Below are 26,206 nucleotides of genomic sequence, written 5' to 3' on the forward strand. Positions count from 1 at the left end.
AAAGGTAGGAAGCTTTTATTTTTGGTTACAGATACAGAAATATGTTTTTTAATGGGTACAGATTGGGAGATGAAATTTATGATTTGGGATTTATGATTTGAGATTTATGATTTATGATTTGAGATTTAGGAGTTAGGATTTAAGGTTTTTGATTTAGGATTTTATGTTATTGTTTATCAAAATACTTTTTATATTTACTGTTAATTAACAATCAAACAGTGAATTATGAGAAAAACTTTACTTTTTATTACACTTTTGTCAGGATTTTTTTCTTTTGGACAGGTAACCATCGGTTCCGGAACATTGACTGACAGTAACGCAGGTTTATCGACTCCCATTTCGATTTATTATTCCACTTCGTTGTCACAGACCATCTATATGGCTTCGGAGATAGGTACTGCGGGAACAATTACGTCTATTGATTTCAAGGTCAATAACACCAATTCCTTGCTTAATTCGAATACAATGATTGACGTATGGATAGGACACACGACAAGATCATCCTACAGTCCTGTAGTTGGTACTTCGGGAGCCGATTGGATTAGTATTTCAGACCATAGCCATGTAGTAACAAATGGTTCTTTTACACAAACTGGAACTACGCTTACGTTTACGTTCAGTACGCCTTTTGTTTATAATGGAACAGATAATCTTGTTATTACTGTAGATGCAAACAAACCTGGCGATGATGGAAATACAACGTTGTTTTACCAGATTCCGGCCACTACTAATGTAACATCATTGATGATTCGAACAGATACTGCTGCTGATAATGCAGATCCGTTTAATCCTCCATTGAATTATACAGGAGGTACTGCAGCTACTTCAGTACAGGCTAAGAGAACACGTCCAATAATTGTCTTGAACGGTCTTACTTTAGGTGTAGAGGAGCATGGTATGGAAAGCGTTATTTCTTTATACCCGAATCCGGCAACAAACGGATTGTTTGTGGCTTCGCAAAATAAAGTAGCGTCAGGTGAAATTTATACTATGACCGGACAATTGGTACGATCTGTAACGTTTGAAGAAAATAAAATTCCGATAGGAGATTTGTCATCGGGTGTTTACCTTTTAAAACTTCGTATGGAAGACGGACAGGCTCTTGATAAAAAATTTGTAAAACAATAATCAGGTATAACTGGAAAAACTGAAAATCCCTTTGCGAAAGTGAAGGGATTTTTTTATAAAACTTTCTTTTTTCTAAACATCAGATATACCGCCAAATACATCAAAATACTTGGGAATATTCCCGTAAAGAGTGAAACAAATAAATTGTTGAGGTCAGAAAGTGTCGCTTTGTTGACCTGATGGTATAGTATTTCGCCATAAGGTTGTGATTTCCGAAACAATGAATTGATGAGGTTCCATCCAAAATGAAATCCCAAAGGTAACAGTAAGGTTTTAGATTTAGTAAAAGCAATTCCCCATACATAGCCTGCTAATGTGGTGATAAAAAAAATATAAAGCATAGGAATTATACCAGATCCAAACATGCCATAAGAAAACCAATGGTAGATACCAAATATCATTGCAGAAACAAGGACAGCTTTTTTGGCCCCAATCTTCTCGATTAAAATATAGAGAAGAATACCGCGAAAAATGAGTTCTTCAGTAAATACCGATATAAAAAAGTACCAGGCCGCTTTTGCTAGCAAAGAAAAATTGATCGGATTATTCAGTTTCCATTCGGCAGAAATAAGACTGCTTTCAATAAAACAATTGAACAGGGCTATGGTCGAGACCAGGAGAAAGCCAGCCAAAAAATAAAGCATTTTTTTACGATTCGGTATAAGACCAATAGTATCGGAAAGGCTTTTATGGTAAAAATAACTCAAACCATAGGTTATAGACAATAATAGGATCAATCCCAGCATATAAGCAAATTAAAAGTGATGAAGATGTCGCAAATTTATATTTTTGTTTTAGAGTAATCGCACGCCATTTTGATATGGCGTCCAAATGTCGTCAGCATGTTTTATGATAAAAACAAAATAGGTGAGTCTATAAAAATACAACGAATTGCTAGAGGATGGACACAGAATCAGCTTTCGGAACGTAGCGGTATTGGCTTGCGATCTATTCAGAGAATAGAAAACGGAGAAGTAAACGCACGTTCCTATACGCTTACAAAACTGCAAGAAGAACTAGATATACGGTTTGATGAAACTCATGCATTAGTTATAAATCAAGAACCTGATTTTACTATACAAAGCATTTTTAGTAATAGAACCCAGAAAATACTGATGTCTTATAGTACAGGATTTATCATAGCGATTGTATCCGGGATTTTTCTTGTGAGGTCAGCAACATTTCCTGAAACCAATTTTGAATTGTTTGCTTTAGTCTGCTCCCTGATATCTGTCTACAGCGCTATTTTACTGTATATATGGAGAAAAAGTAAATAGTTTCTTTATAAAACTCTTTACAGTGTCTTTTTGCACAAGATTAAGTAAAATGGAAAGTTTTCTGTTATCTCCCTGATTTCAAATAATCCGGCTTTGCCAAATTCAGCTTGTATGGATTCTTCATCATAAAAAAACATCTGGACTCCCTGAAAGATTTCGTAGCGGTCTTTGCTGATATAAGCTCCGGTTCCGTAGGTATGGGCTTGTTTAGAGATAGCTGTAAAAACCATATAGCCGCCATTAGCTAATTGTAAAAAGCAATCTTGAATCAGCTTTTTTCTTTGTTGTTCATCTAATAAGTGAATTAATGCATGACAATAAATCCCATCGTATTGAATAGCATCAAATGGCATATCGGTTACAGAACCATGATGGATAACCATGTCATTTCCGTAATGTTTCTGTGCTAATTCAATTGCTGTTTTTGATATTTCTATTCCGGTTACATCCATTCCGCTTTCCCTGAAAACCTGTGCATTTCTGCCATAACCAATTCCCGGAACGAGTACTTTTTTAATGGATTTTGCTACAAAAAGATCTTTTACAATTATGGCCGAGTTTGCTGGCTCTAATCCCCACATTTCCCGCTTTTCGTTAAAATTTGTTTCCCAAAATTCTGCCATTAGATTGCTTTTTTGATATAACAAATGTAAAAAGATAATTTTATTATTGCAATTTAGTCGCAATAATTTGTTTGATATTTGTCCGTGTAGAGATTAACCTTGTTTTCATTTTTTGTAAATTAGACATCGTTTTAAAACAAAAATCAGAATGGTACAAACCGAAACAATAATCGCAGTAAAAGATGTCTGTAAGAGCTCTGAGTTTTATCAAAGCTTATTAGGCTGTAAAAGCAGTCATGGTGGGGATGTTTTTGAAATTCTGACAAGTGAGGATAATGTAGTGCTATGTCTGCATAAATGGGGAGAACACGATCATCCCACAATGCATAACAGTGAAAAAGCAGGAAACGGATTGATATTATTTTTTAGGGTCGACAATCTTGAGGAAGTATTTGAAAATGCCCAAAAAGTGAATGCTGCTATTGAAAAGGAAATCCATTATAATGAAAATTCGCTTAAAATGCAGTTTACATTGAGAGATTTGGATAATTATTATTTGATTGTTTCGAATTAAGGTACTAAGGTTCTGAGGTACTAAGGTTAAAGAGAAAGTAACTACTTACTACTATCGACTGACCATTATCAACTATCAACTATCAACTAACCACTATCAACTAACCACTATCAACTAACCATTACCAACTATCAACTAAGTAAAAGGTAGATCTATATAAAATGTTGTCCCGCTGCTTGCATTGTTCTCAAACCAGATTTTACCATTATGAGCTTCGACAATCTGTTTTGAAATTGCCAATCCCATACCAAAAGGCTGTTCGCCAGCTGTACCGGGTCTTTTAGCTTCAGTAAATAAGTCGAAGATTTTTTCACCCATTTCTGCGGGTATTCCAATACCTTCGTCTTTTACCAAAATGCGTACACCTTGTTTTTTTGGCATCATTTTAATTTTGATTTTGGCTCCATTAGGACTGAATTTAATAGCATTGGCAATCAGATTGCTGACCACTCTCCAGAGTTTTTCACGGCTGGCGGTTACTGTTGCCGGTACAATTTCTAAGCTGAGTTGTTGTTGTTTTACATCGGCTTTGCTTTTCAACAGTGCTACGCAATATTTGAGCATTTCTGCAATATCAACGGGTTCTTTTTTTAACTGTTCGCTGCTAAACTGCAATTGTAGCAGGTTGTCCACCAAATCTAATGAGTTTTGCCCCGATGTTTTCATCAAATCGAGCATAGCCCTATCTTCTTCAGTTCTGTCGGGTTCTTCCAACATCATAGAGGCAAGAGAATATATTCCTCCTATGGGATTGCGAAGGTCGTGTGCCACAATCCGCATCATACGGGTATTGTCTGCCTGGCTATGTTCCAATGCACTTAAGGCCTTTTTCATTTGGCTATTTTGCTCTTTGGTGCGTTGTAAATGTTTACGGATAGAAAAAATCATGGAAATGGCCAATATAAAGGCAACACAGGCCAATATTGACAAAGTCAGCTGATAGGAATAACGATTTTCCAACGATTTTACCTGTTCGTCTTTGAGTGCATAGTCAATATAATCTATTCCAGATTCACTGTTTAATGCGGCTTCCTTATCGTGTATTTCAATTAGTTTTTTACTAAAGATTGCCGCCGTCGCATATTCACCACGTGCATCGTAAATTTCAAATAACTTTCGCATTAAGATTTCGCTATAATATATATAGTCGTTACTTTCTGCAATAGACAAAGCTTGTTTAAAATAGGCTATACTTTGTTCTGGATTTGTAGTTTCCAGTTGCTTTCCCATATCAATGAGCATATCCATAGACACATAAAACAGTTTTTTATCGATGGCAGTCGTAATGGTCTCTTTAAGCAAAGCAAGTCCTTCGTCTCGTTTGCCATGGCTAATCAGATCATCTGCTACAAGCTGGTTTATGGCAACTAATGTTCGTTCGTCTTTGTATTTGGTGGCGATTTGCTTGGCAATATCAATATAATAGCAGGTGGAATCCTTGCTGAACTGTTTCGGATAGGACAGCAGATAATTATAAATGACCAAAGATCTGATAGAGTCGTTACGAAGCTTTTTGGACTGCCTGAAAGCCAATTCATAACGTTGCAGGGAGCGGTCGTATTTGCCCATTTCCTGATATACCATGCCAATATTCATCAAGGATTGTACGCAATTGACAGAATCTTTTAGTTTTTTATATTCCGTATATCCCTTATTGTAATACTTTAAAGCCATCTGAAAATTGCCTTTGATATCAAAAAAGATTCCCAGATTGTTCATGGCATCAGCCCTGCCTTTTTTATAATCATGGCGATCAGCAATTTCACGGGCGATACGGGTATAATAAAAAGTACTGTCGACATTCTTTTCATAAAGTAGTATTGCCATGCGGTTCAGGGCATCAACATATTTCAGGCTATCGCGGATTTGCGGTAGGGAAGTCTGAATTTTTTTTAATTCAGAGGATTGTGCAAAACCTAAGTTCCATGATAGTAACAATAGACAGAAAAACGTTAGTCTTTTCATATAGCCAAAGTTTATTCTAAGTTGATTTGTAGGAGATGGGAACTCTATAGGCTAATATAAGCATTTATACCATAATAGTTGATAGTGGATAGTTTTTAGTTGATAGTTTTTAGTTGATAGATAATAGTTTTTAGTTGGTAGTCTTTAGTTTATACTACACATTATCCACTATCAACTAAAAACTATTCATAAAGGTAGTCTCAAATTTCTTAATTTTAGGTCTGTATTCTAACACTAAGTTAATAGATAATAATGGATAGTGGATAGTTTTTAGTTGACCGACACATTATCCACTATAAACTATCCACTATCCACTAAAAAGAACTATGCAAAACCGTTTCTCAGACCAAAACAAAACCATTTCCAGCTTCTATGAAGGGGTTTGGGTAGTTTGTCCTTCGTGCAGTAAAAAAGCTATTGCCAAAGCCAATATTGAAAACAAATCAGCCCGATTGTATTGCCTGAGCTGTGGTTATAATAAGGAAACATCAATGGAGTTTTTATATGCTGGTCAAAAAGCTCTTACCAGTATGGCTGCACACCTTTATTTTGATGCTGAACTCTGGTTGCAACATCCATTTAAAAATGATGTATTTATTGCTTTTAACGGTGAACACCTGAATTATCTCGAACAGTATATTTCAGCAACACTACGCGAACACAAAGACCGCACACATTTTACCCTGCTCGAAAAGCTCCCCAAATTTTATCACGAAGCCAAAAACCGCAAAGCCTTACTTACCATCATTAAAAAATTAGTGGACAGATAATAGTGGACAGATAATAGTGGACAGTGGATAGTTTTTAGTGGATAGTGGATAGTTGGTAATGTATAATTGATAAAGTGAGTTCAACTAAACACTACCAACTATCCACTATAAACTATTAAAGGAAGCTTTTGACCCAATCTTGAAACTTAGTCTTATAGGTTTCACCAATAGGAACAATATTTTTTTGGATAAATACCCTATTACGTTCGATGGTCTCGATTTGGTCAAGCCGAATGATATAAGATTTGTGTACCCTCATAAAATCTGATACCGGCAGTTTTGCTTCAAATTCTTTCAGCGTGTCCAGCACGATAAGTTTTTCGTTTTTTAAGTGCAAATACAGATAATCTTTTAAGCCTTCAACCAGCAGTAAGTCATTCAGGTTTATTTTTACCAGTTTGCCATCGGTTTTTATGAATAAAAATTCATCCGGCTTTTCTTCGGTTTTTGGCGCAACTTCTACAGTCGGAGTTGGCTTTTCTTGTGAAAGGGATTCTATTTTCTGTATGCATTTATAAAAACGGTCAAATGAAATCGGTTTTAATAAATAATCGACCACATTATGTTCGTAGCCTTTCAGAGCATATTCGCTGTAGGCAGAAGTAATTACAAACTTGGTTTTATTGCCCAACATTTCCATCATCTGTATGCCCGTAAGTTCTGGCATCTGTATGTCGATAAATAAAACATCGATGTTTGTTTTGGCTATAAGTTCCAGTATCTCGAATGGGTTGGTTGTGGCTTTAACCAATTCAAAATTGGAAATTTTTTCTACATATTTTGACAACAAAGCCACTGCCATAGGTTCATCGTCTAGGATTGCACAGCGAATGGTTTTCATAGTGTGATGTCTAATTTTACGGAATACATGTTTTCTTTTGTGGTAATATTTAAGGAATGCTTGTCAGGAAAATACAGTTGCAGTCGCTTCTTTATATTTTCGATGCCAACGCCCGACTGATGGTCTTTTTTATAATTGTTGATGCTGTTTTGTGTCTGTAAAATTAGCTGATTTTTATTTTGTGTCAGTTCAATAGTAAATGGCTGTTCCGGATTATTCAGAATACCGTGCTTAAAGCCGTTTTCTACAAACGGAATCAGTAACAAAGGCGGTATGCGGCATTCCGGGTTTTCCATATTCTTTTTGAAAATTACTTGCGCATCACCTGAAATCCGCATTGATTCTAGTGAGATAAAATCATCTATATAGGTTACTTCGCGTTGCAATGCAATAGTTTCGTTTTGACTTTCATAAGTCATATAACGCATCAGGCCGCTCAATTGCTCCACAGCCGGAAGTGCTTTTTCTGACTTTTCGAATACCAGATAATAAATATTGTTTAGGGTATTAAATATAAAATGCGGATTGATTTGCGATTTCAGGAAATTGATTTCTGTTTCACGCTTGCTTTCCAACAAGCTTATCTGTTCTTTTTGCAGGCGTAGCATGTTTACAATAAACCACAAGACAGAAGAAGCCATGATAGGGCGGCTACTATAATATAGATTGTCATAGATATAATAAGAAATAGTTACTCCCTTGTAATAATTGTGGAAACCAAGCCATTTGTCATACAAAACTTCTTCTATCAAATAGCGCATTCCGATAAAAATGACAAACAGACCGAAAAACGACAGTATAATACGTTTTATATTTTTCACATCGAAGAACCTTGGCATAAATATTAAGTAATTCAAATAAAAAATAAAAATATAAATTCCTGTAAAAGAGTATGTTAATGCGTTTCCTGGAGTTTTAAAATCGAAAGACAGTATAGGAAAAGTAAATGTATTTTCTTCGAGGTTATATACAGCCAAATCCTGCATTATATAGTACATCCAAAATAAAAGGTGTAGTAAAATCACATATTTTTTCTTCATTGTATGGGCTATTTTTTGAGAGTGGAAAAGTAGAGCATTAACGAATAAGAAAAAACTTTTTTTCGACAAACACCTGTTTTTCTCCGACCAACCCATTGGTCGGATTTTTTGCCGGGCTGGTCGAAATAAAAAAAATAAAAACGGTAAAAGTCGAAGATTTGCTGAAAAATAATACACATGAAAACATCAGCACATTTTTTAGTTTGGATTACATTTTTACTTACTACTTCTCTTTTTGCACAGACGCATGAAGTAAAAGGTATAGCACACGCCAATGGCGAACCTGCAGCATTTTATGACGTCTTATTAATAGCTAAAGATACTATTAAAGGCAAGACTGCCGAAAACGGTTCTTTTGCTTTAAAAGCACAAACAGGCGATTACCGCTTAGAAATTTTATATTTTGATGAAGCGGTGCATAAGCAAGAGCTTGCGTTAAAGAGCGATACTGATTTGGGAGTGATTGCTTTTGAAAGCAAAACAAAATTGGATGAGGTAGTAATTGAAGCTCCTAAAAAACTGATGGAACGCAAAGCAGACCGTTTTGTATATCATGTAGCCAATGCAACTTCGTCTGCAGGAGGTACAGCTATAGACGCTCTTAGAACTACACCGGGTGTTACCGTAACACAGGAAAGCATCAGTATTTCGGGTAAAAATTCGGTTATGGTTTTAATCGATGACAAGCCTACCTATATGGAACAGGCGGAATTGATGAATTATCTGGAAAGTATCAGTGCATCCAATTTATCAAAAATTGAAGTAATCACAACGCCACCAGCTAAATATCAGGCAGAAGGCAACAGTGGTATTATCAATATTGTTACCAAAAAAGTTAAGAAAGACAGCTGGAATGCCTTATTTGGTGGGGCTTATCAACGTGGAAAAAGAAATACGCAACAATACAATACGGCGTTCAATCTGCAAAAGAATAAACTGACATTAAGAAGCTCTCTTAGCACGGGAATACGACGCTCTTTAATCAAATGGGATAATGATATTTATTATACGGATGCTTTTTGGCAGAATGAAAGCAGCTCGAAAGGTAATAACCGCTATTTGAACGGGCAATTGGCTCTGGATTATCAACTGTCTAAAAAATGGACAATAGGCACCAAAGTTTCGGCCTATACTTCTAAGTTTACGGACGAACAGCCACAGCTTACAACTATTTTCGATAAAAAAGGTGGTGCGATTCAGCAATTCATGAAGAATAATGCGGCCTCAAATGATAAAACCTATCAGCAGATTTACAATCTATATTCAGAATATAAATTGGATACTCTGGGTAAAAAAGTAATGGTAGATGTTGATTTTGTAAACTATCACACGCCAACTTTCAATGAATATGCTTACGCTAACTACACGCCGGCAAACGAACAGATTGCCAATTCTAGACATGCTGGTATCAATGATGTAGATATTAAAATACAAAACCTATCAGCTAAAGTAGATTTCGAATTACCTACTAAAGTTGCTGATTTTACAGCTGGTGCCCGATTTTCCAACTCCAAATCAGATAACCTGATTAATGCCTTTAAGCAGGATGAAAATGGTGAAATGGTATATGATACCAACCTGTCAAATTATTTTGAATACACTGAAAAGAATGAAGCGCTTTATATTTCAGGAAACAAAAAATTCAATGAGAAATGGAATATCCAGGCAGGCTTACGTGTAGAAGCTACCCAAACTGATGGATTTTCAAGAGAAGCTAATAACCGACATAAGAATGATTATTTTAAATTGTTTCCTACGTTGTATGTTTTGCACCAGTTTACAGAAGACAAAAGCCTTGGATTTAATTATTCCCGTCGTATCCGTCGTCCGAGTTACGAAAGCCTGAATCCTTTCCGTACGATTAATAACGAATTTAGCTACAATGAAGGAAACCCGTTTTTAAGACCATCATTTACACATAATTTTGAAGTAACGTTTACGTATAAGACATTGGATTCCCGACTTAGTTTTTCAAGTATGAAAGATGGCGTAAACCAGGCTTCTATATTGAATCCGGAGACGAAACAGAACAACTATATCTGGATGAATTATGTGAATGAGGACATGCTTAGTTTTACACAGAGTTATACGGCAAAACCAACGCCATGGTGGACAAGTGTAAACAACCTTAACTTGAGTTACTCAGAATCAGACATTGCGGTTTCTGACAGAAGAAATAAAGGAGCGTCTTCGTCTTTTTTCACAACCAATGATTTTACATTAAACAAAAACAAAACGTTTTTCCTGAGTGTTAGTTATTTCCAGAATTTTGGAGAGACCTACCAGAATTCAAGCTTAAAACCTTATGCTAAATTTTATGCTACGGTAAAATACCAAATGCTTGATAAAAAATTAGAATTGGCCATTAGCGGAACCGATATTTTTAACGGGCGTGAATATTCAAAACAGAATATGTATGGTGTAACTCAGGAATTTAAAAATGTTTGGGACACACAGCGTGTACGTTTTTCATTGACCTACCGTTTTGGTAACAGCAATCTGAAAACAAGCGAGCGCCAGTCAGGTAATTCTGAGGAATTGAACAGATTGTAAAATGCTGATGAGATAGGTGGTGAGGAGTGATATAAAAATAACCCGTTGATTTGTCAACGGGTTATTTGCTTTCTGTTCAATCAATACTTTATTTTCTTTCTCTTATCAGCAATATATCTTTTTTGTTAATCAACGGATTGTTACGGTCTGCGATATAAATATCTTTTAATCCGTCACCATTAAAATCACTGCAAATAATAGCTAATGCATCTCTTTTGTACTGTTTTCCTAAGATGGTTTCGGTTGCATCATAAAAAGTACCTTTATTGTTCAGGTATATTTTTACATAACCGCCAAATACATTTCCAATAATCAGATCCGGATAGCCGTCGTTATTTAAATCTTCAAATATTGCATCGGCAGTATGGTCTGAATCTTCTGGCAGACGCTTGCTTGTTTCATCAGTGAATTTTCCTTTTCCATTGTTAATATACAAACGGTTTTGCGGGTTTTTTGTTCCTCTGAAATTTACGTTGGACAAGAAAAGATCCATATCACCATCTTTGTCAACATCGGCAAAACTTACCTTACGGGTTTCCATATCAATTCCGGCAGGAAGATGGGTGAGGGTTACATCTTTGAAATAACCTTTGCCAGTATTCAGATACAGAACATTGCCATCTTCATTGGCTGCAAACAGGTCTAAATCGCCATCTTTGTCAATATCAACCAATGCCAGGTCTTGCGTAACTCTGCTAATGTCTGGTAGACGGTCGGTTTCGATAGTGAAATCGCCGTTGCCTTTGTTAATCAGGATTGTGTTTTTTCCATTATTGCCAAAAATCAGGTCCGGCTTTTTATCACCGTTTAAATCTGCTGTCAGTACTGCATTGGCTTCTGAATCGGGCAACCTGAAAGGAGATTCCTTAAAATACCCATTGCCTGTGTTGAGGTAATATTCATGCACTTTATCGTCTTCACTGCAAAAAACAAGATCCATTAGTCCGTCACCATTAAAATCAGCTACAGCAATGTCTTCGCTATCATGAATAGGTTGTGGCATTCTCTTTTCTGATTCGTTGGTGAAATTTCCTTTGCCATCGTTAATCAATATTGTATTAGGTTGGAATTCATTAGCTAGTATAATATCCAAATCACCGTCCTTATCAATATCGATAGCTTTTACGTCCATGCTGGCGCTTCGTGCTCCAATGTCAGGAAGATTATCACTGGCATCCCTAAATAAAGGAGCTGCTTTTTTCTTGTATTCTTTTTTTAAGACTTCTTTCATCCAGTCGCAGGTATAGTCAAAAACCTTATAATTAAAATGGTTGGTTGCGTACACAGAAAATTCCTGTGGCTTTTCCTGCCATTTTATAAATTCTTCCATGCTTCCGATCTCTTCAAAATTATGGGTGGTTTTTGGTACCAGCCAAAAGGTGCCTTTTTTCGGATGTTTCTTATTGATGTACTCGATAAGTGCTATGTGGTCATCTGGATGAACGGCAGCTATATCAGCTTCTCCATACATGGCCAGGACGTCATTTTCATAATTGCCCCATGCTTCAACAAGCTTTTTCGAGTTCATTTCCTTAAAGGTTTTCGGATGTCTTCCTGAAGCTACCAAACCTGTTCGGGCATCATATCCCATAACTTGTTGGAAAGCCATGAGTCCGATGGGATCTTTTACGATTTCCTCTACCGATTTATTGTTGTAGAAGTAATCATAGATATGAGGTTTGAATTTTTCAAGAATGTTTCTCAGTTCACCTAAGTCTTCACCATAATACTGCGATTGTATCAGAAAAGCATCAAACAGGTATTCCTGCCATGGTTTAAAGCCTGTGCCATATACTGCCACACCTCTTGGTTGGTATTTCTCAGCCAATAGCGGAGCCGTAATTCCGCCCATAGAATGCCCAAAAAGGAATAGGGAGGATGAATCGACATTTTTCAGGCTTAAAAGATTCTTATAGCCGGCATCATACATTTCCATTTCATCATCAAAACCCATCTGCTCGCAAGGCGGCATATTTATATTATCACCCATATCGCCTTTTTCTATCCGATATACTGCAAATCCTCTTTCGACCATAGCATCGATAGCTCTTTTGGTAATATCGGTTTCCTGAAAATTATCCATCGAATAGCAGGGAAGTCCTTGTAGGAAATAGATAGTCCCGATTGGTTTCTTGTTTTTTAGGGTTTTGTATATGGTACGAACATAACCGCCTTTATAAGCAAAATCTCCATACACCACATCAGCAGTTGGACTGGTTTCTTTTGGACGTCCTATTACGTTGCCTTTAAGAGTCAGTGGTTTGCCGTCTCTTATTACGATTATTTCTATAGCTTGATTTTCTCGAAGATTTTTAGCAATCTGGGCTATCTGTTGCGGAACTTCTATAGCAACCGTGTTGATATGCGTGACGATATCATTTGATTTAAGGCCAATAGCTTGTGCGGTTGTGCCCGCAATAGCCTGTTTTATAATAGCACCTTTGGTGTAGTTTAGCTTTTTAGCTAAAGTATCAGGAACATTTTGATAGTAGGATACTCCAAGACTTCCTTTGCGTTGGAGTTGTTGGGCGTTTGTAGCATGGCAGGCAAACGCTAAAAGAATAAGGTAGAGGTATTTCATGGATGAGACATTTTTTTGTAAAGCTAGGAGGAATGCCATTTTTGGGTTTGTCAAATCCTGCTATTTTGGTTAGCTAATCGTATGATAGGTCAAGGGAGAAACGCCAAATTCCTTTTTAAAACGCTTGCTGAATGTTGGCAGATCATTAAAGCCTACAGCAATAGCTATATCAGTAATGTTCAGGCGTTGTTTTTGTTTTAGCAGTGTGCAAGCCAGCTGTAGCTTTTTCTGAAGAAGATATTGATGCGGACTTGTTTTAAAGACCTGGCGGAATAGGCGTGAAAAATGATATTCAGACATGTTTGATACCATGGCTACTTCTTCAACAGAATCAATAGAAACAAAATCGGAATCCATAAACTTCTTGGCTGTAAGCATTTTTCTAAGGAGTTCTTTTCGGGTTTGTAGTTTTACAGAACGGATATTGTTGATTTGCGGATATATCTGATACTGGTCTGCTACGATGGCTTCGGCCAGTCCATAAAAGAATTCGTTTGAAAATTCAAAACCATGTGTGGTATTGGCAAGAACCTGACTGCTGATTTGCTGCAGGCAGGTTCCCAATCTATTATTATCTATGGCATATTTGTTTTCAGGATAATTTGCAGTTGTAAAAAAATCATCCAAACCCGGTTCATAGGAAGTATGCGACGGATAGAAAAGGCCTACTACGGCTTCGGTCATGATTTTTGGCGCAATATCAATGCATAAACCTTTTACGGGACTGTTACTGCCAATAGTCAGTTTTCCGCCTGCCTGGCTGTTTGCCAGCAAATACTCGCCCTTGCGAATGTTGAAGGTATGTCCGTCAACATTATAAGATTCACAGCCTTCCAAAACCAATTTTACAGAAAAGCTCCTGAAAAGCAAATCGGTTGAAAGCTCATTAAAAGTAGAATAGTTTACCAGACTGCTCTCACGGGGCAGACTTATCTTTTTGAAATTTTGCTCTGAAATCCGGTTAAACATGATAAAGTAGTTTACCCTATTGGTCTTACTAATTTTAAAATGTTACATCTATAGTTGATAGTTGATAGAGGTTAGTCGATAGTGGCAATTTTACTTCAAATAAAAAATATATTCAATAACTTACTCTTTATATATGCAAAAAGCAAAACCTTATTACCTCAGAACCTTAGCACCTCTATAGTTAATAGTTAATAGTTGATAGTGGTTAGTTGATAGTGGCAGAGGATTTTGCTCCAAATAAAAACATATAAAAAAAATTACTTTCAATAACTTACTCTTTTATATGCAAAAGCATACACTCAGCACCTTATTACCTCTTTTTACCTAAGCCACAGATTAAAACAATTACACAGATTGAGCAGTTATGAGAAACAAAAAGTTTACTTTAAAAGTTATCTCTTGATACATAAAAATAAAACCTTAGCTCCTCAGAACCTTAGCGCCTTAGTACCTTTTTACCCCAGAAACAACTAAACTTTCACACGTTTTTGCTCAGTATCAGCACTGCCTGATTGACGGACTTTTACATTATCTCCTTTGCTGAATCGGTAGGAGAAGGATAGTGTCACGACTCTTGAATCCAGATAGCTGAACCAGGAAGCTTTGGCGTTTTGGATGTTTCGTATTTCGCCTTCGACCTGATTGGTATAAAAAACATCGGAAACATTAAGTTTTAGTGCTCCTTTGTTGTTTAGCATTTTCATGGCCACGCCAGCTCTGACGGAACCGATAGGAGAGATTAGAAATTGTCCTGATAAGGCCTTGCTTTGGTATTGTCCTGAAAGCTCGGCACTCCATTTATCATTGATGGTGAACTGGTTTGTAGGGGATACGACCCAATTCCATTTGGAATCGTCAATATCTTCCGTATACATCTTGCTTTTGAATGAATTATCAGAAGCAGCGGCATAACATTGTAATGTCCACCACGGATATAATTTGAAAGTAGCATTTAAAGAAATTCCATAAGCTATCTGTGTGGCGAAGTTACCGGGCCTGCTGTAATAGATGGTACCTCTCTGTTCGTTGGTTTCAGAAATCAGGTTATCGATATAGCTGTAAAACAAGGTTGTTGTCAGATAACGTTTATAGGTATGCGAGAGTTCGGCATTATAAGAAAATGTCGGTTTTAGATATGGATTTCCACCATAAAAGGTAAAACGATCCATCGGATAGGTAAAAGGATTCAGGTCTTTGTAATTGGGACGGTCAATTCTTCGGCCAAGTGAAAGCCCTATCACATTGTTCTGAAGCGTATCGGCTCTATATTGGATGAATAAGGTAGGGAATAGGCTGGTATAATTTATAGTGAATGATGAATCGGCTACGGTAGGATTTCCTGCCTGATGGCCTTTGATACGTGTATGTTCCATTCGTAATCCTGCCTGTATGGATATGTTTTTAAAGTCTTTGGCATAATTGGCGTAAATAGCATGGATTTGTTCCTTATAGGTAAAATCGTTTGAAAACTCATAGTTTGGTGTGCTGGTATTGCCAACAACATCACTAAAGTCTGCTATATTGCTGGTGTGTACATAACTGCTTTTAGCTCCCAGGTCTGCTTGACCGCCCAACAATGGAATTCCTGAATAATCTACTTTTCCGGAATAGATTTTTATTTTGGATGGCAGTTCTGAATCAAGTCGGGTGTCTGAGACGGTTTGTCCATCGGTATCAAATACTTTGTTTAGCAGTTTTTGCGATATTTCTGACCGATAAACAATATTATCAAGGTTTACGGTGAGTTGCTGTCCTTTGTCGTTGATCAGATGGTTCATGTTTAGGTTAAAACTCCTGTTTCTAAATTTGACATCCATCGGATTTCTTGCCTGTATGGTGTTTACAGGATTCATCTGTCCATCATATACAACAGCATTGTTAGCAGTATTTCTTTCTGATGGATTTAAAAATCCGCTAAAAGAAGCACCAAAAGTTGTTTTTTTGGTCGCATAAAAGTCGGTTCCCAATTTTATCGAGTTACTTTTTCCTTCCGGAGTGATATAGGAATTCTGGATGAAAGCAGAGCTTCTTTCGCCTTCCGGAGTAAAATATTCTCTTTTGATGGTTAGATCCTGGTAGCTGTTGTTTTTTCCCAATCCAAGGTTAGAAAAGAAATTCCATTTCTGTATGCGGTAATTAAAATTAAAACTGTTATTGGTACGCATATACTTGCCTTGCCCATAAGAAAGATTTAGCCCTCCATTAAAGCCTTTGGCAGTATTTTTTTTATGGATTATATTAATAATTCCCGCATTTCCCGAGGCATCATATTTTGCAGATGGATTGGTCATAATCTCCATGTTTTCAATATTGGATGCAGGAATCGATCTTAAATAGCTAGCCAAATCCTGGGCAGAAAGATAGGAAGGCTTTCCGTCAATGAGTACCATTACTCCATTTTTGCCTCTGATGGAAATATTTCCGTTCATATCTACCGTAACAGACGGAGCCCTTTCCAAAACATCAAGAGCTGTGAGTCCGGCACTGGTAATCAAGGCGTCAGGACGCACAACAATTTTATCGATTTTTTGGGTAACAAATGCTTTTTGTGCCGTAATGGTTACTTCGTTAAGCGTATTGCTGGACTCAAGTAAGGATATTGAAGGCAATTCTTGTCCGTCGGCTTTACGTTCATAGGCATCTGAAATATGTTTTTCAAAACCCAGATGCTGTATAAGAACACGAAAGCGATCTAACTTTATTCCTTCAAATTCATATTTTCCATTGGAATCAGTGATGCTGGTTTTTACCGGATCTTCATTGTCTGTAGTGACTAAAACGACGGTGATTCCGGCTAAAGGCTTTTTGTCCTGAGTATAAACATAACCGTTTATCAGATTTGAATTTTGGGCCACAGCGACAGGAACAGTCATTAAAAAAAGCAGTATTGTAATAATGTTTCTCATCCTATCCGTTTAAAAAATTAAACAACCATTTACCAAATAAATAACCGGATTCGGCTAGTTTGATAACTAAGCCTAAAAGGATGATGCCAATAAATAGCTGTCCTTGTCGCATTTTTAAGAAATGTTTGAAGCCCATGATGATATTTTTTTCAAAAGTATTTCTGTTTTTAGCAATGGAGTTGTCATTTTCTGCTAAATCGAAAGTATTGAAAATATAGGACTTGTGAAATAAAAGCTCGCAAAGACGCAGAGTCGCAAAGTTTTGTAGAGGTTTATTTTATTTTTTTAAATATTTGAAATTATTTTTAACGTGATCTTTTGCAGTGCCACAGCTCATCCGGGCTATTTTTGCTTCGAAGCTTTCACCGTTTTTTACTTCAAGACGGTCTGCAATCTCACAAACTTTCAAAGCCCAAAACTTTGCTTTTTTGGTATCTCTTTTAAAATTTCCATCTTTCCAATCCTTGGCGTATAACTTCATTAAATCAAAAGCAGCACGGGCATCATTTTCATCCCATTGTAGCGCTTTTTCATAATATACAACACTAACTTCAGGGACTTCATTTCTTCCAGGATAGTTATATAAAAATCCCAATGTTGAATAAGTGTTTGCAATATTTTTCTTTAATTCAAATTTTTTATTTTCTACAGTTTCTCTATTATAATTTGTTTCTAAGATTGCAATTTCTTTTTCGAAATTATTTTTTGCTTTTTCTACATTATAGAATGGGGTGTCGACATTGTTATATATCCAGCCTAAACTACTATACACTATAGATTTAATATTGTTATTATTGGCAATGTAAGACTCATATGATTCAATTGCTTTATCGTAGTTTAAATTTTTTTCGTGTAGATAGCCTATTTTTAGTAGTATTTCTTTGTCTTTGCTTTTATCAAGGGCTTGTTGATACAGTTCAAGAGCTTTTTGATAATTTTTTTCAACACCATTATTACCGGCTATGTAAAGCTCGGCTTTTTCAATTAATCCATCAACTGAATTGTCTTTCTTCGCTAATTTTTGTTTTGTCGCTTTTTCAAATTCGCTTAAAGTTTTGGCAAAACCTTTGTAAGTGGTACTTTGGTATCCTTTATTGTATACTTCAATAAAAGGCTGTGTTTTTTCTAAACCAAATACGATACAATTTGTATGGTCGAAAGAATTTAATTTTCCTGAAAAATTGTCGTAAAAAGGATAGAGTTGTTTTAAAGTTTCAAGAAAAGCTGAATTTTTTAAATTGCTATATAATTTTTCTGATTCTGCTTTAAAAGTAATGTATTTTGACATAGAGGATCCATCCCATAGATTTGTAATAATAACCATAATGCCTTTAAAATTTAGCATAACCGTTTTTTCTTTATTGGGAATGTTTGTATAAAGTGATATTTTTTCAAATGTATAGTTTAGGCTTTCAAGGTTTTTGACAACATAATCGGCATACGTTTCAAAAATTTTAGGGTCCGTTATCGTATTTATGGCTTTATCTTCATCAATAATTGCACGTTTTCTCTCGTGTTCACTCCTTTCATCTCTATACTTTTGCTGTTTTTCTTCATGAGCTTTGTCTAAAGCGGAGCCAATTTGTTTTAAGCCATCTCCAATAACATTTAGTGCAGCCTCATTTCTTGTAGCTTTATCCATATCATCAAAAGCACTCTTTGCTTGTTTGCGTTGAGTGTCATTCGTTGCTAAACCACTTGCTTGCTGATATTTATCTTTAGCTTCTTTAAAATTTCCTCGGCGCTGCAAGTCTACACCTTCATTATACACACTTATAAATTGTTTACTTTGATTGTTTATTTTATTAGCTTCTTCTTGTCTTTTTGCATTTTCGTTCTGCATTTGACGTTCAAGATCTGCTTTGCTTCGGTTGTATTCGGTGAGGTCGTTTTGTGTTGTAGTTTGTTGGTTATTTCCAGAAGAGGAATTGGCTTGTCCGTCTTTTATGTTACAGATAGCCGTTCCATTATCGCATTCTGCCCAACATCTTTTAGAATTAGGATCTTTTAATGTTCCAAAAAATACATTTTCAACGGTTATTAAAAAAGCGGGAGAAGCATCGTTATAGTAGAATGAAACGTGTTGATGTTCTTTGTTAGGTTCAAGTGTAAAAGTCCCCCAGCTTTTTTTATCATTTCCTACTTTGAAATATAAATCAAAGGTAACGGTCCTTGTATAAGTATTTTTGACTTTCCAATTCCATTCATATCCTTTGCCATATTCGTTATAGCCATAGTTTACCGCAGCACCTTGTATTCCTTGGTTACAGGTCGCTTTAACCCAATTTGACCATTGTTGTCCAAACAAAAAAGTTGTCTGTAAGATAATCACCGTAGTTAGTACTATTTTTTTCATTGCAGATGGTTTTGGTATAGTCAAATCTATATACCGACTATCTTGTATACAATACCTAGAGCTAGTGATTTTTGGTTACACCCAGCCTTCTTCAATTGCTTTTTTTACTAATTGCACTGGTGTATCAGTATTACTTTTATCCAATATATTCTTGCGGTGGGTATTGATGGTATGAATACTAACAAAAAGTTCATCTGCTATCTGCTGGCTGGTTTTTCCCTCTACGATTCTTTTTAGGATTGTTTTTTCTCTTTTTGTAAAGATTTCATAAGAGGGCAGGATAGAGGCTGTATCCTGAATGTCATAGTAGGAAGGTTCGCCATCTAATCCTATGATAGAGCAGCGGGGAATTCCTTCCCTTTTGATATGGGTAATATCAGTATGGATATGGAAGCTGTGATAAATATTTCGATCTTCATAGTTTACCAATACATACTGGATCAGTATACGGGCATAGTCACCCTCTTTTTTTTCAAGCCTGAGATCATATTGAACCTTATAAAGGCCAATTTTATCAATAGCTGCGTTATTAAAAAATATAGTGGCTTGATGTTCAAAGCTCAGAAAATAGGGCTTATCCTGTGGATGAATGCTGTCCATGAACAGACTCATGTTCATTTCTTCTGGAGAATAGCCTAATACCGATTCCATTTCAGGGCTTATTTCAGTTATTTCTCCGTTAAAAATGTCAAACAAGAGGAAGTAATAATCGCCCGCCTGAAAAATGTTTAGGAGGCGTTTGTGTGCATCAATCTGAAGCTGGAGATCAGCACAATCACTAGAGTATTTTTTCTTTACTACAGTTTTCCAATATTTTTGGGCTTGTAGGTAAAATTGGCTCTTTTTTTCCATAGGGGGCACGCAATTACAAAGTGTTTAAATACGTTTTTTATGGATTTGGGCTCCTTTATGTTATAAACAAAGTTAATTATTTTTATTTAATTCGTTAAATTTTTAATTTATATAAATTATTTATAAGTCTAAAAAATGGCAGAACCAAACTGATTTTTCTTGACCCGATTTTAATCTGATGATAATTATCGAACAACTACCCATTTGATTCCTGTACTCTGCAATACTACAGATCCTGTTGCTGAGGTAATAACTGAGCCATCTTTTGTGATTTCGCCTCCGTTTAAATTTATAGAGCCTGCTGCAATATCACATACAATATTATATATGCGTCCTGTATTGCTATCATTGGCAGGGGGAAGCGTTATAGTGATTCCGGAAACGGTGTAGAGTATTGTGTAATCTTTGTCTGTAACAGCATAATCGACAGCTGTACTGTTAATTGCTGCACTGAAAGAACCGCTAATTTGAAGCGTACTGTTTGGCATCGTGTTACCAATTCCTACATTCACTGCCATTGAGCCGGTAGCTCCCAACACTATGCTGTTATTAGCCTCAACTGTGGCTTGATAGCCTATGGCAGTTGCATTATCTAGGCCGTCTATGGTAGTGCCGGCAAATGAACCTATAAAAGTATTTCTCTGACCGCTTGGCAAAGTGCTTCCTGCATTAGTACCTATGGCAACATTTTGCCCCCCATCATTTAACATTGTAAGCGCTGCAAAACCTACACCAACATTGGAAAGACTGTATGTATTGCTTCCCAAGGCTTCATTCCCAATAGCAACATTGGCCAAACCAGATGAATTATCCTTTAGAGCGTTTCTTCCCACTGCAATATTTTGTTGACCTGAATCAATATTGGCAAGGGCAGACTCACCAATGGCTATGTTGGCAACTCCGGAAGTCGTCTCGTTTCCGCCTTCTAAAAATATGTTTGGATATAAGGGAGAGACACTAGTATTTGAAAAATGTAATCGTCCTTTTCGTGTAATTCTCAGACGTTCCACATTGTTAGTCCTAAAGGTAAGGTCCTGAGCATCTGTAGTTCCTAAGAAATTCATGTTGGCATCGGTTCCTGAATTTCCTGTAAGGAGCCATCCATTACTAGCTCTACCATCCATGCGTTGCCATTTTGTGCCAAGCCAATAATAATAGCCTGGCGTAACATCAGCAACGGTTGCGGTGTTGAATATAAGTAAGCCTTCCACATTCCCTGTAGCAATTGTTGAGCTATCTGTAGAACCTGTGAGTGATATTCTTGGAAGCAGTATGCCTTTGTCATCTGCTGTCACATCTAGGGCAGTAGATACATGTGGATTAGTCGTTCCTATGCCAATTTGGGCATGTGCAATCCCGATACAGCCTAGCATTAGTAGGGTAAAATAGCATTTTTTCATGGTTTTCCTAAAGGATTAAATTTGTCAATCGCTGTTTGAATAGAAATCAAACAAATGTTGAATTGTATATACAAAAGAATCCATCTGGAAAATCCATGGGGTAGGAAGCTGCTGATTACATTATGGGAGTTAAATTATAATACAGCAGATTATTGTTCTTTAGGGTATCATTTGCTTTGTAAAATTAGAAAAAAAAACAAAAAACAATGCCTTCAGCCATAATTTTTTTTGGGCGGAAAAAAGAGACAATGGAGTTCTTCATTTTAGATTGTATGGAGCAATAATCTACCTGTTTTTATCTTACCTACATAGGTTATAAATTCTTTAAAACACTTTCAACAATAGAAACAAAATTATTATCAAAATGATGGTCGCCTGCCAATAGGATTACTTTTGATACTGATGTTTCAAATGTTTTACGAACAGTTTCGCTTTCTTCACTCCCAAAAAAACAAACCGGATTTAGCGATTTAATTTTATTGATTTCATTTATAACATTATATTTTTCATCGGAACTAATTCCTGCCATATCTAAAAGATGAATTTCAAAATCGGCAGTTACGTCTGGTGACAGGCTATACACGCCTTTTATTTTTTCTTTTAATTCATTTGGGAAATTGCCGGCTATAAATGGTACGACTGAGGCTCCAAAGGAATAACCTACCAAAATGAAAGAGCTTTTATTCCATTGTTGTAGATAATGGTTAATTGCATTTGAAATATCCTGAGCGCTTTTTTGTGGTGTTTTGGTGTTCCAAAAATAGTCTTGTGCATCCAATCCAACTACAGGAATTCCAGCTTTTGAAAATTGTTCGCCCAGTTTCTGGTCAAAACTTGTCCAGCCACCATCGCCGGAAATCATAAAAGCGAGTGGCAAATTTTCTTTGGCCTCAGAATGAATGATGGTGAGCGGTAAGTTGGTCTGATAAGGCTGAAAGTTTTGGGGCTGTTTTGTTTTGCTTTCTAAATTTTTTTCGTCTCTGTATGTTGGTGTGTTTTGGATTTTTTTAAAGGCTGTAATAAACTGCGGCATCCAATTTTTTGTTACTGAAAAACCATGACCAACATTGGGCAACGTGATTAATTGTTCTGTATTTACTTCTTTCATATACTTAACAGCATCAGCATAAGGACATTCAAGATCATTAGCGCCATGAAGTACAATAAAAGGAGCTGTTAATTTTGAGCTGGGATTCAGAAAAAAAGATTTCCCGGGTTTTAAAACTTTTGAAGTTAGTCCGAATCCATTGCACAAGGTTTTATCCCATTCAATATCAGGACAAAATCCCAATGCAATTACGCCTTTAAAAGTGTTTTCAGGAGCTTGTGCCAATGCACCATAGGCTAAGGTCGATCCGGCAGAATAACCAACCAAAATAGGTTTGAAATAACTTGGGAATTTATATCTTTTTTGAATTTCTAAACTCAAATTTTCAAGATCACCGGCCGGGTAATAACATTTTACGTTTTCTTTTTTTATGTTTTTATAATACGTAAGGATGTTTATACCAACTACCATTGCATCCTGACTTGCTATTTTTTTAGCCATATCGATAACGCCTTTGTTCCAACCGCCATCACCCGATATAAAAAGTACAAGCGTTTTTGGTGCGCCTGTTGGTTTATAAATTGTCACTTTTCCAAACGGGCCATAACTGATAACATCATTTTCTAAAGCATTAGCATTTAAAATAAATACCAGTGCAATTGTAAGACTTGAAATAAGTTTTTTCATGGTATAATTTTTCAAGATTAATGATAAACAACAGTATATTAAGGTTTAATAACTTTCGATAAAATTCTTGGTATTTGTATTAAATCATAGTCGTCTGAAAAAATCACATATTGATTGTACCAAACCGGAGAAAATTTTTCCTTAAAGTTTCGCAATCCTTTGTAATGTGAGAACGACCTGATTTTTTCATAGGCATATTTCATTGATTTATCCTGAATGGTTTTGGGTGTTTCAATACCACTCATTGGAGCGAGGCCTAAATTGACTGCCGTATAGTTTTGTGATTTTAAATAATCAAAAAGAGCTATCATAATGAAATCCAGGATTCCATTTGGAGCATCAGTTGTCTTGCGGATAAGGTCGTAGGTGGCTTCTCCTTGTTTGCTGTCTGGAATGATATTTAAAAAGGCAACTATTTTTGACTCTTTATCCTCAACGGTAATTATGATTTGATGCTTTAATTCTTCAATACTGAATAATCCCTGAGAGAAAACAATTTCTTTTCTTTCGGTTTCCTTCAACCATTCAGAACTTACGGTTTCTACTCTTTGTAAAATTTCGTTATGTATTGGAGGTTGGTAGATGACGGCTTTAAATCCGCCTTCTGTTATTTTATTCAAGGCATTACGCAATGATTTTTTGCTGCTGCCTTCTAAGCTAAATCCCGTTAAGTTTACGATACCTTCCTGACCAAGGAAAAAGTATTTCTTATGTAACGATTGATACAGCTCGAGGTCTTTTTCTAATACTCTGTAAAAAATACTTTTTAAACCGATTTCGTAACAAAAACGGTCGAATTCTAGGATACAATTTTTCATTTCTTCTTCATTCTGTGCCACAGGATTTTCGAGCACAACTGCGTAGTTTCCGGCTAATTTGTAAGCAATAAAAGCCATTTTACTCTTTGAAATAAAAAGCTGTTTGTCAAAATAGGTTTTGAAATAATCCAGAGCGGAATTGCCGTGTTTTTCAACCAATTCTTCTGCCAGTTCTTTTTCTTCGTTGGTGGTTGTATTTTTATAGATGTATGGAGTGATAAGCGTATACACTAAAAAGGCAATTGATAAAAAACCGCTGATTTTTATCGACAATAGAAAATGATCCGCAAAACGATCTAACGGAATCAGATCAGTACTTCCAATTAAAAAATAATTCTGTAACGTATATCTGATGGATTGAAATGTGCTAAAATCAATGCCGAAATGTTTTTTATCTAAAAAATAAAACCCAATACTGCCATAGATTATTACGGCCAGTATGCTTAAAGCAGCGGTTTCCAACCCTAATAAACTAAGTTTCGGATTGGTTTTTATGTAATACTCTTTGCGGGTTGCTATTAAAACGCTGATTACAATTAATGCGACTATAGCTTCTTCATAATCAATAGCTTTGGTTATATGACCCAATAAAGAAATTAGGGATAGTGATAATGCAAACCACCAGGCCATTCGCAATCCTTTAATCATAAATGATGCGGTAACTAATAAAAAAAGTCCTGCAGTAAATACTAAATAATTAGAAACATGGATGGCTTCGAGAGGCAAATAATTTTTTAAGTGTGCCAACCGATTACTAATAGCCGGAGTTAAAGCAGAAATTATGTTTATGATGCCCAAAGTAAATAGCAGGAGAGCCGGAACTATGCGTATTAGTATCTTATTGATTTTTGATAGAAACACCACTATTCCTGCTAACAAAGGTGTCCAGAACTCTAAGAAACGATATAGAAAAGTTATCGCAATAGCATCCGGATTTTTAAAACCATAGCGAATTAAAATATAGCTCATTGAAATCTCAACGGCACCTAAGCCACGCATAAAAGGCGATAGGATTAAAAAAATAACAGAAATAATATAACCCATTAGAGCTGCCATCAAAGAGGGTTGAAAGTTCAATGCCAACATAGCAATATACAAATGGCTTATTCCTACGAATTCAATCAGAATAGAATACCATAAAGCAAGAAGGAATTTCTTTTTGTTGATTTTATTGATTTCCAACTCACTTATAAAAACTTCCGTTTTAGGAAACCATTTTAGTATCATTCTGTATAATGCTCCTTTTTTTATGATGGATTGATAGGCTTTGATAATACTAACCAGAAATAGGCTGATTAGCACTAATGCTGCCCAATCTTCACTTCCGATAGTATTTTTGATAAAAGCATACAGGAATACAGGAATGGCAAAAAGCACTACCGAAATCAATCCGATAAAAGCATAAATAGAGGATGCTAGATGAATTTGGGTTTTATTATTTCCTTTTTCTTCTATTTTTTTTGTGAAAAAGGCGAGAGAAGAGATGCCTCCGGCCGGAAGGAACACACTAATGAAATTTCGTTTTAGGAAAAGGACGACACCGTCTTTTACTGCTATTTTGGCATTTACCGCAGCAAAAGAGGCGACATACATCAATCCTTGCAGGATAAAATAAATAAGAGTGATGAATATGCCTAAACAAACCCATTGCAGGGACGCTGTGCCAAGAGTATGTTTTATTTGGAAAATTTCTGTCTTTTCGTGTTTTACAAACCAGATTCCCAATCCGATAAAGAACACGCCAATTACAGATTGTGTAATTATTTTTCTATTCTCCTTATAAAACGGGAACTGCATTTTTTTTGTAAATACAGCCTTAAAATTCAGAGGTGTTTTGAATTTCATTTTGTAATAATGATAATAGGTTTCTGAACTATA

General features: G+C 36.0%; 18 protein-coding genes. 5 read left to right on the forward strand and 13 right to left on the reverse strand.

Annotated elements, in window-relative coordinates; genetic code table 11:
* The first annotated feature begins 225 nt into the window (after positions 1-225).
* Positions 226-1,128, forward strand: coding sequence for a T9SS type A sorting domain-containing protein (locus tag FJA49_RS04840; RefSeq protein WP_139999429.1), 903 nt, complete (start codon positions 226-228; stop codon positions 1,126-1,128).
* 53 nt (positions 1,129-1,181) lie between these two features.
* On the opposite strand, the gene FJA49_RS04845 is transcribed toward FJA49_RS04840, so the two are convergent.
* Complete coding sequence (locus FJA49_RS04845; protein ID WP_139999431.1) at positions 1,182-1,874, reverse strand: CPBP family intramembrane glutamic endopeptidase; 693 nt, start codon at positions 1,872-1,874, stop codon at positions 1,182-1,184.
* Between the two features lie 96 nt (positions 1,875-1,970).
* Here FJA49_RS04845 and FJA49_RS04850 point away from each other — a divergent pair, with 96 nt between their 5' ends.
* Entirely contained in the window at positions 1,971-2,405 is a 435-nt protein-coding gene (locus tag FJA49_RS04850; protein WP_139999433.1) for a helix-turn-helix domain-containing protein, read from the forward strand.
* Between the two features lie 17 nt (positions 2,406-2,422).
* On the opposite strand, the gene FJA49_RS04855 is transcribed toward FJA49_RS04850, so the two are convergent.
* Complete coding sequence (locus FJA49_RS04855) at positions 2,423-3,028, reverse strand: class I SAM-dependent methyltransferase (protein WP_139999435.1); 606 nt, start codon at positions 3,026-3,028, stop codon at positions 2,423-2,425.
* Between the two features lie 148 nt (positions 3,029-3,176).
* Here FJA49_RS04855 and FJA49_RS04860 point away from each other — a divergent pair, with 148 nt between their 5' ends.
* A complete protein-coding gene (locus FJA49_RS04860) occupies positions 3,177-3,542 on the forward strand; it encodes a VOC family protein (RefSeq protein WP_139999437.1) in 366 nt (121 codons plus the stop codon).
* Between the two features lie 135 nt (positions 3,543-3,677).
* Here FJA49_RS04860 and FJA49_RS04865 read toward each other — a convergent pair whose 3' ends face one another.
* Positions 3,678-5,507 (reverse strand): ATP-binding protein, encoded by a 1,830-nt coding sequence (locus FJA49_RS04865; RefSeq protein ID WP_139999439.1) that lies wholly within the window; start codon positions 5,505-5,507, stop codon positions 3,678-3,680.
* A gap of 326 nt (positions 5,508-5,833) precedes the next feature.
* On the opposite strand from FJA49_RS04865, the gene FJA49_RS04870 reads away from it, so the two are divergent.
* Entirely contained in the window at positions 5,834-6,277 is a 444-nt protein-coding gene (locus tag FJA49_RS04870; RefSeq protein ID WP_139999441.1) for a hypothetical protein, read from the forward strand.
* Between the two features lie 115 nt (positions 6,278-6,392).
* On the opposite strand, the gene FJA49_RS04875 is transcribed toward FJA49_RS04870, so the two are convergent.
* Entirely contained in the window at positions 6,393-7,118 is a 726-nt protein-coding gene (locus FJA49_RS04875) for a LytR/AlgR family response regulator transcription factor (RefSeq protein ID WP_139999443.1), read from the reverse strand.
* Positions 7,115-7,957 carry a sensor histidine kinase gene (locus FJA49_RS04880; RefSeq protein WP_139999445.1) on the reverse strand — a complete coding sequence of 281 codons (843 nt, stop codon included), beginning with the start codon at positions 7,955-7,957 and terminating at the stop codon, positions 7,115-7,117. The genes FJA49_RS04875 and FJA49_RS04880 overlap by 4 nt, the downstream gene beginning before the upstream one ends.
* A gap of 378 nt (positions 7,958-8,335) precedes the next feature.
* Here FJA49_RS04880 and FJA49_RS04885 point away from each other — a divergent pair, with 378 nt between their 5' ends.
* A complete protein-coding gene (locus tag FJA49_RS04885; protein WP_139999447.1) occupies positions 8,336-10,711 on the forward strand; it encodes an outer membrane beta-barrel family protein in 2,376 nt (791 codons plus the stop codon).
* Positions 10,712-10,799: 88 nt separating this feature from the next.
* Here the strand turns inward: FJA49_RS04885 and FJA49_RS04890 are convergent, their stop codons facing one another.
* The 8 genes from FJA49_RS04890 to FJA49_RS04925 form a co-directional block, all read right to left on the reverse strand.
* Complete coding sequence (locus tag FJA49_RS04890) at positions 10,800-13,292, reverse strand: FG-GAP-like repeat-containing protein (protein WP_158629443.1); 2,493 nt, start codon at positions 13,290-13,292, stop codon at positions 10,800-10,802.
* 69 nt (positions 13,293-13,361) lie between these two features.
* Positions 13,362-14,261, reverse strand: a complete 900-nt coding sequence (locus FJA49_RS04895) for a helix-turn-helix domain-containing protein (protein WP_139999451.1) — start codon at positions 14,259-14,261, stop codon at positions 13,362-13,364.
* A gap of 470 nt (positions 14,262-14,731) precedes the next feature.
* Positions 14,732-17,167 carry a TonB-dependent receptor gene (locus FJA49_RS04900; protein ID WP_139999453.1) on the reverse strand — a complete coding sequence of 812 codons (2,436 nt, stop codon included), beginning with the start codon at positions 17,165-17,167 and terminating at the stop codon, positions 14,732-14,734.
* A gap of 277 nt (positions 17,168-17,444) precedes the next feature.
* On the reverse strand, positions 17,445-19,523 hold the full coding sequence (locus tag FJA49_RS04905; RefSeq protein WP_139999455.1) for a tetratricopeptide repeat protein: 2,079 nt from the start codon (positions 19,521-19,523) through the stop codon (positions 17,445-17,447).
* A 75-nt stretch (positions 19,524-19,598) separates the two neighbouring features.
* A complete protein-coding gene (locus FJA49_RS04910) occupies positions 19,599-20,375 on the reverse strand; it encodes a LuxR C-terminal-related transcriptional regulator (RefSeq protein ID WP_139999457.1) in 777 nt (258 codons plus the stop codon).
* Positions 20,376-20,560: 185 nt separating this feature from the next.
* Positions 20,561-21,775, reverse strand: a complete 1,215-nt coding sequence (locus FJA49_RS04915) for a hypothetical protein (protein ID WP_139999459.1) — start codon at positions 21,773-21,775, stop codon at positions 20,561-20,563.
* A gap of 313 nt (positions 21,776-22,088) precedes the next feature.
* Positions 22,089-23,510, reverse strand: a complete 1,422-nt coding sequence (locus FJA49_RS04920) for an AcvB/VirJ family lysyl-phosphatidylglycerol hydrolase (protein ID WP_139999461.1) — start codon at positions 23,508-23,510, stop codon at positions 22,089-22,091.
* A gap of 38 nt (positions 23,511-23,548) precedes the next feature.
* Positions 23,549-26,173: a phosphatidylglycerol lysyltransferase domain-containing protein gene (locus tag FJA49_RS04925; protein ID WP_139999462.1), complete on the reverse strand. Its 2,625-nt coding sequence runs from the start codon at positions 26,171-26,173 to the stop codon at positions 23,549-23,551.
* Between the last annotated feature and the right edge of the window lie 33 nt (positions 26,174-26,206).

This window comes from Flavobacterium microcysteis (assembly GCF_006385255.1).
GTDB lineage: Bacteria > Bacteroidota > Bacteroidia > Flavobacteriales > Flavobacteriaceae > Flavobacterium > Flavobacterium microcysteis.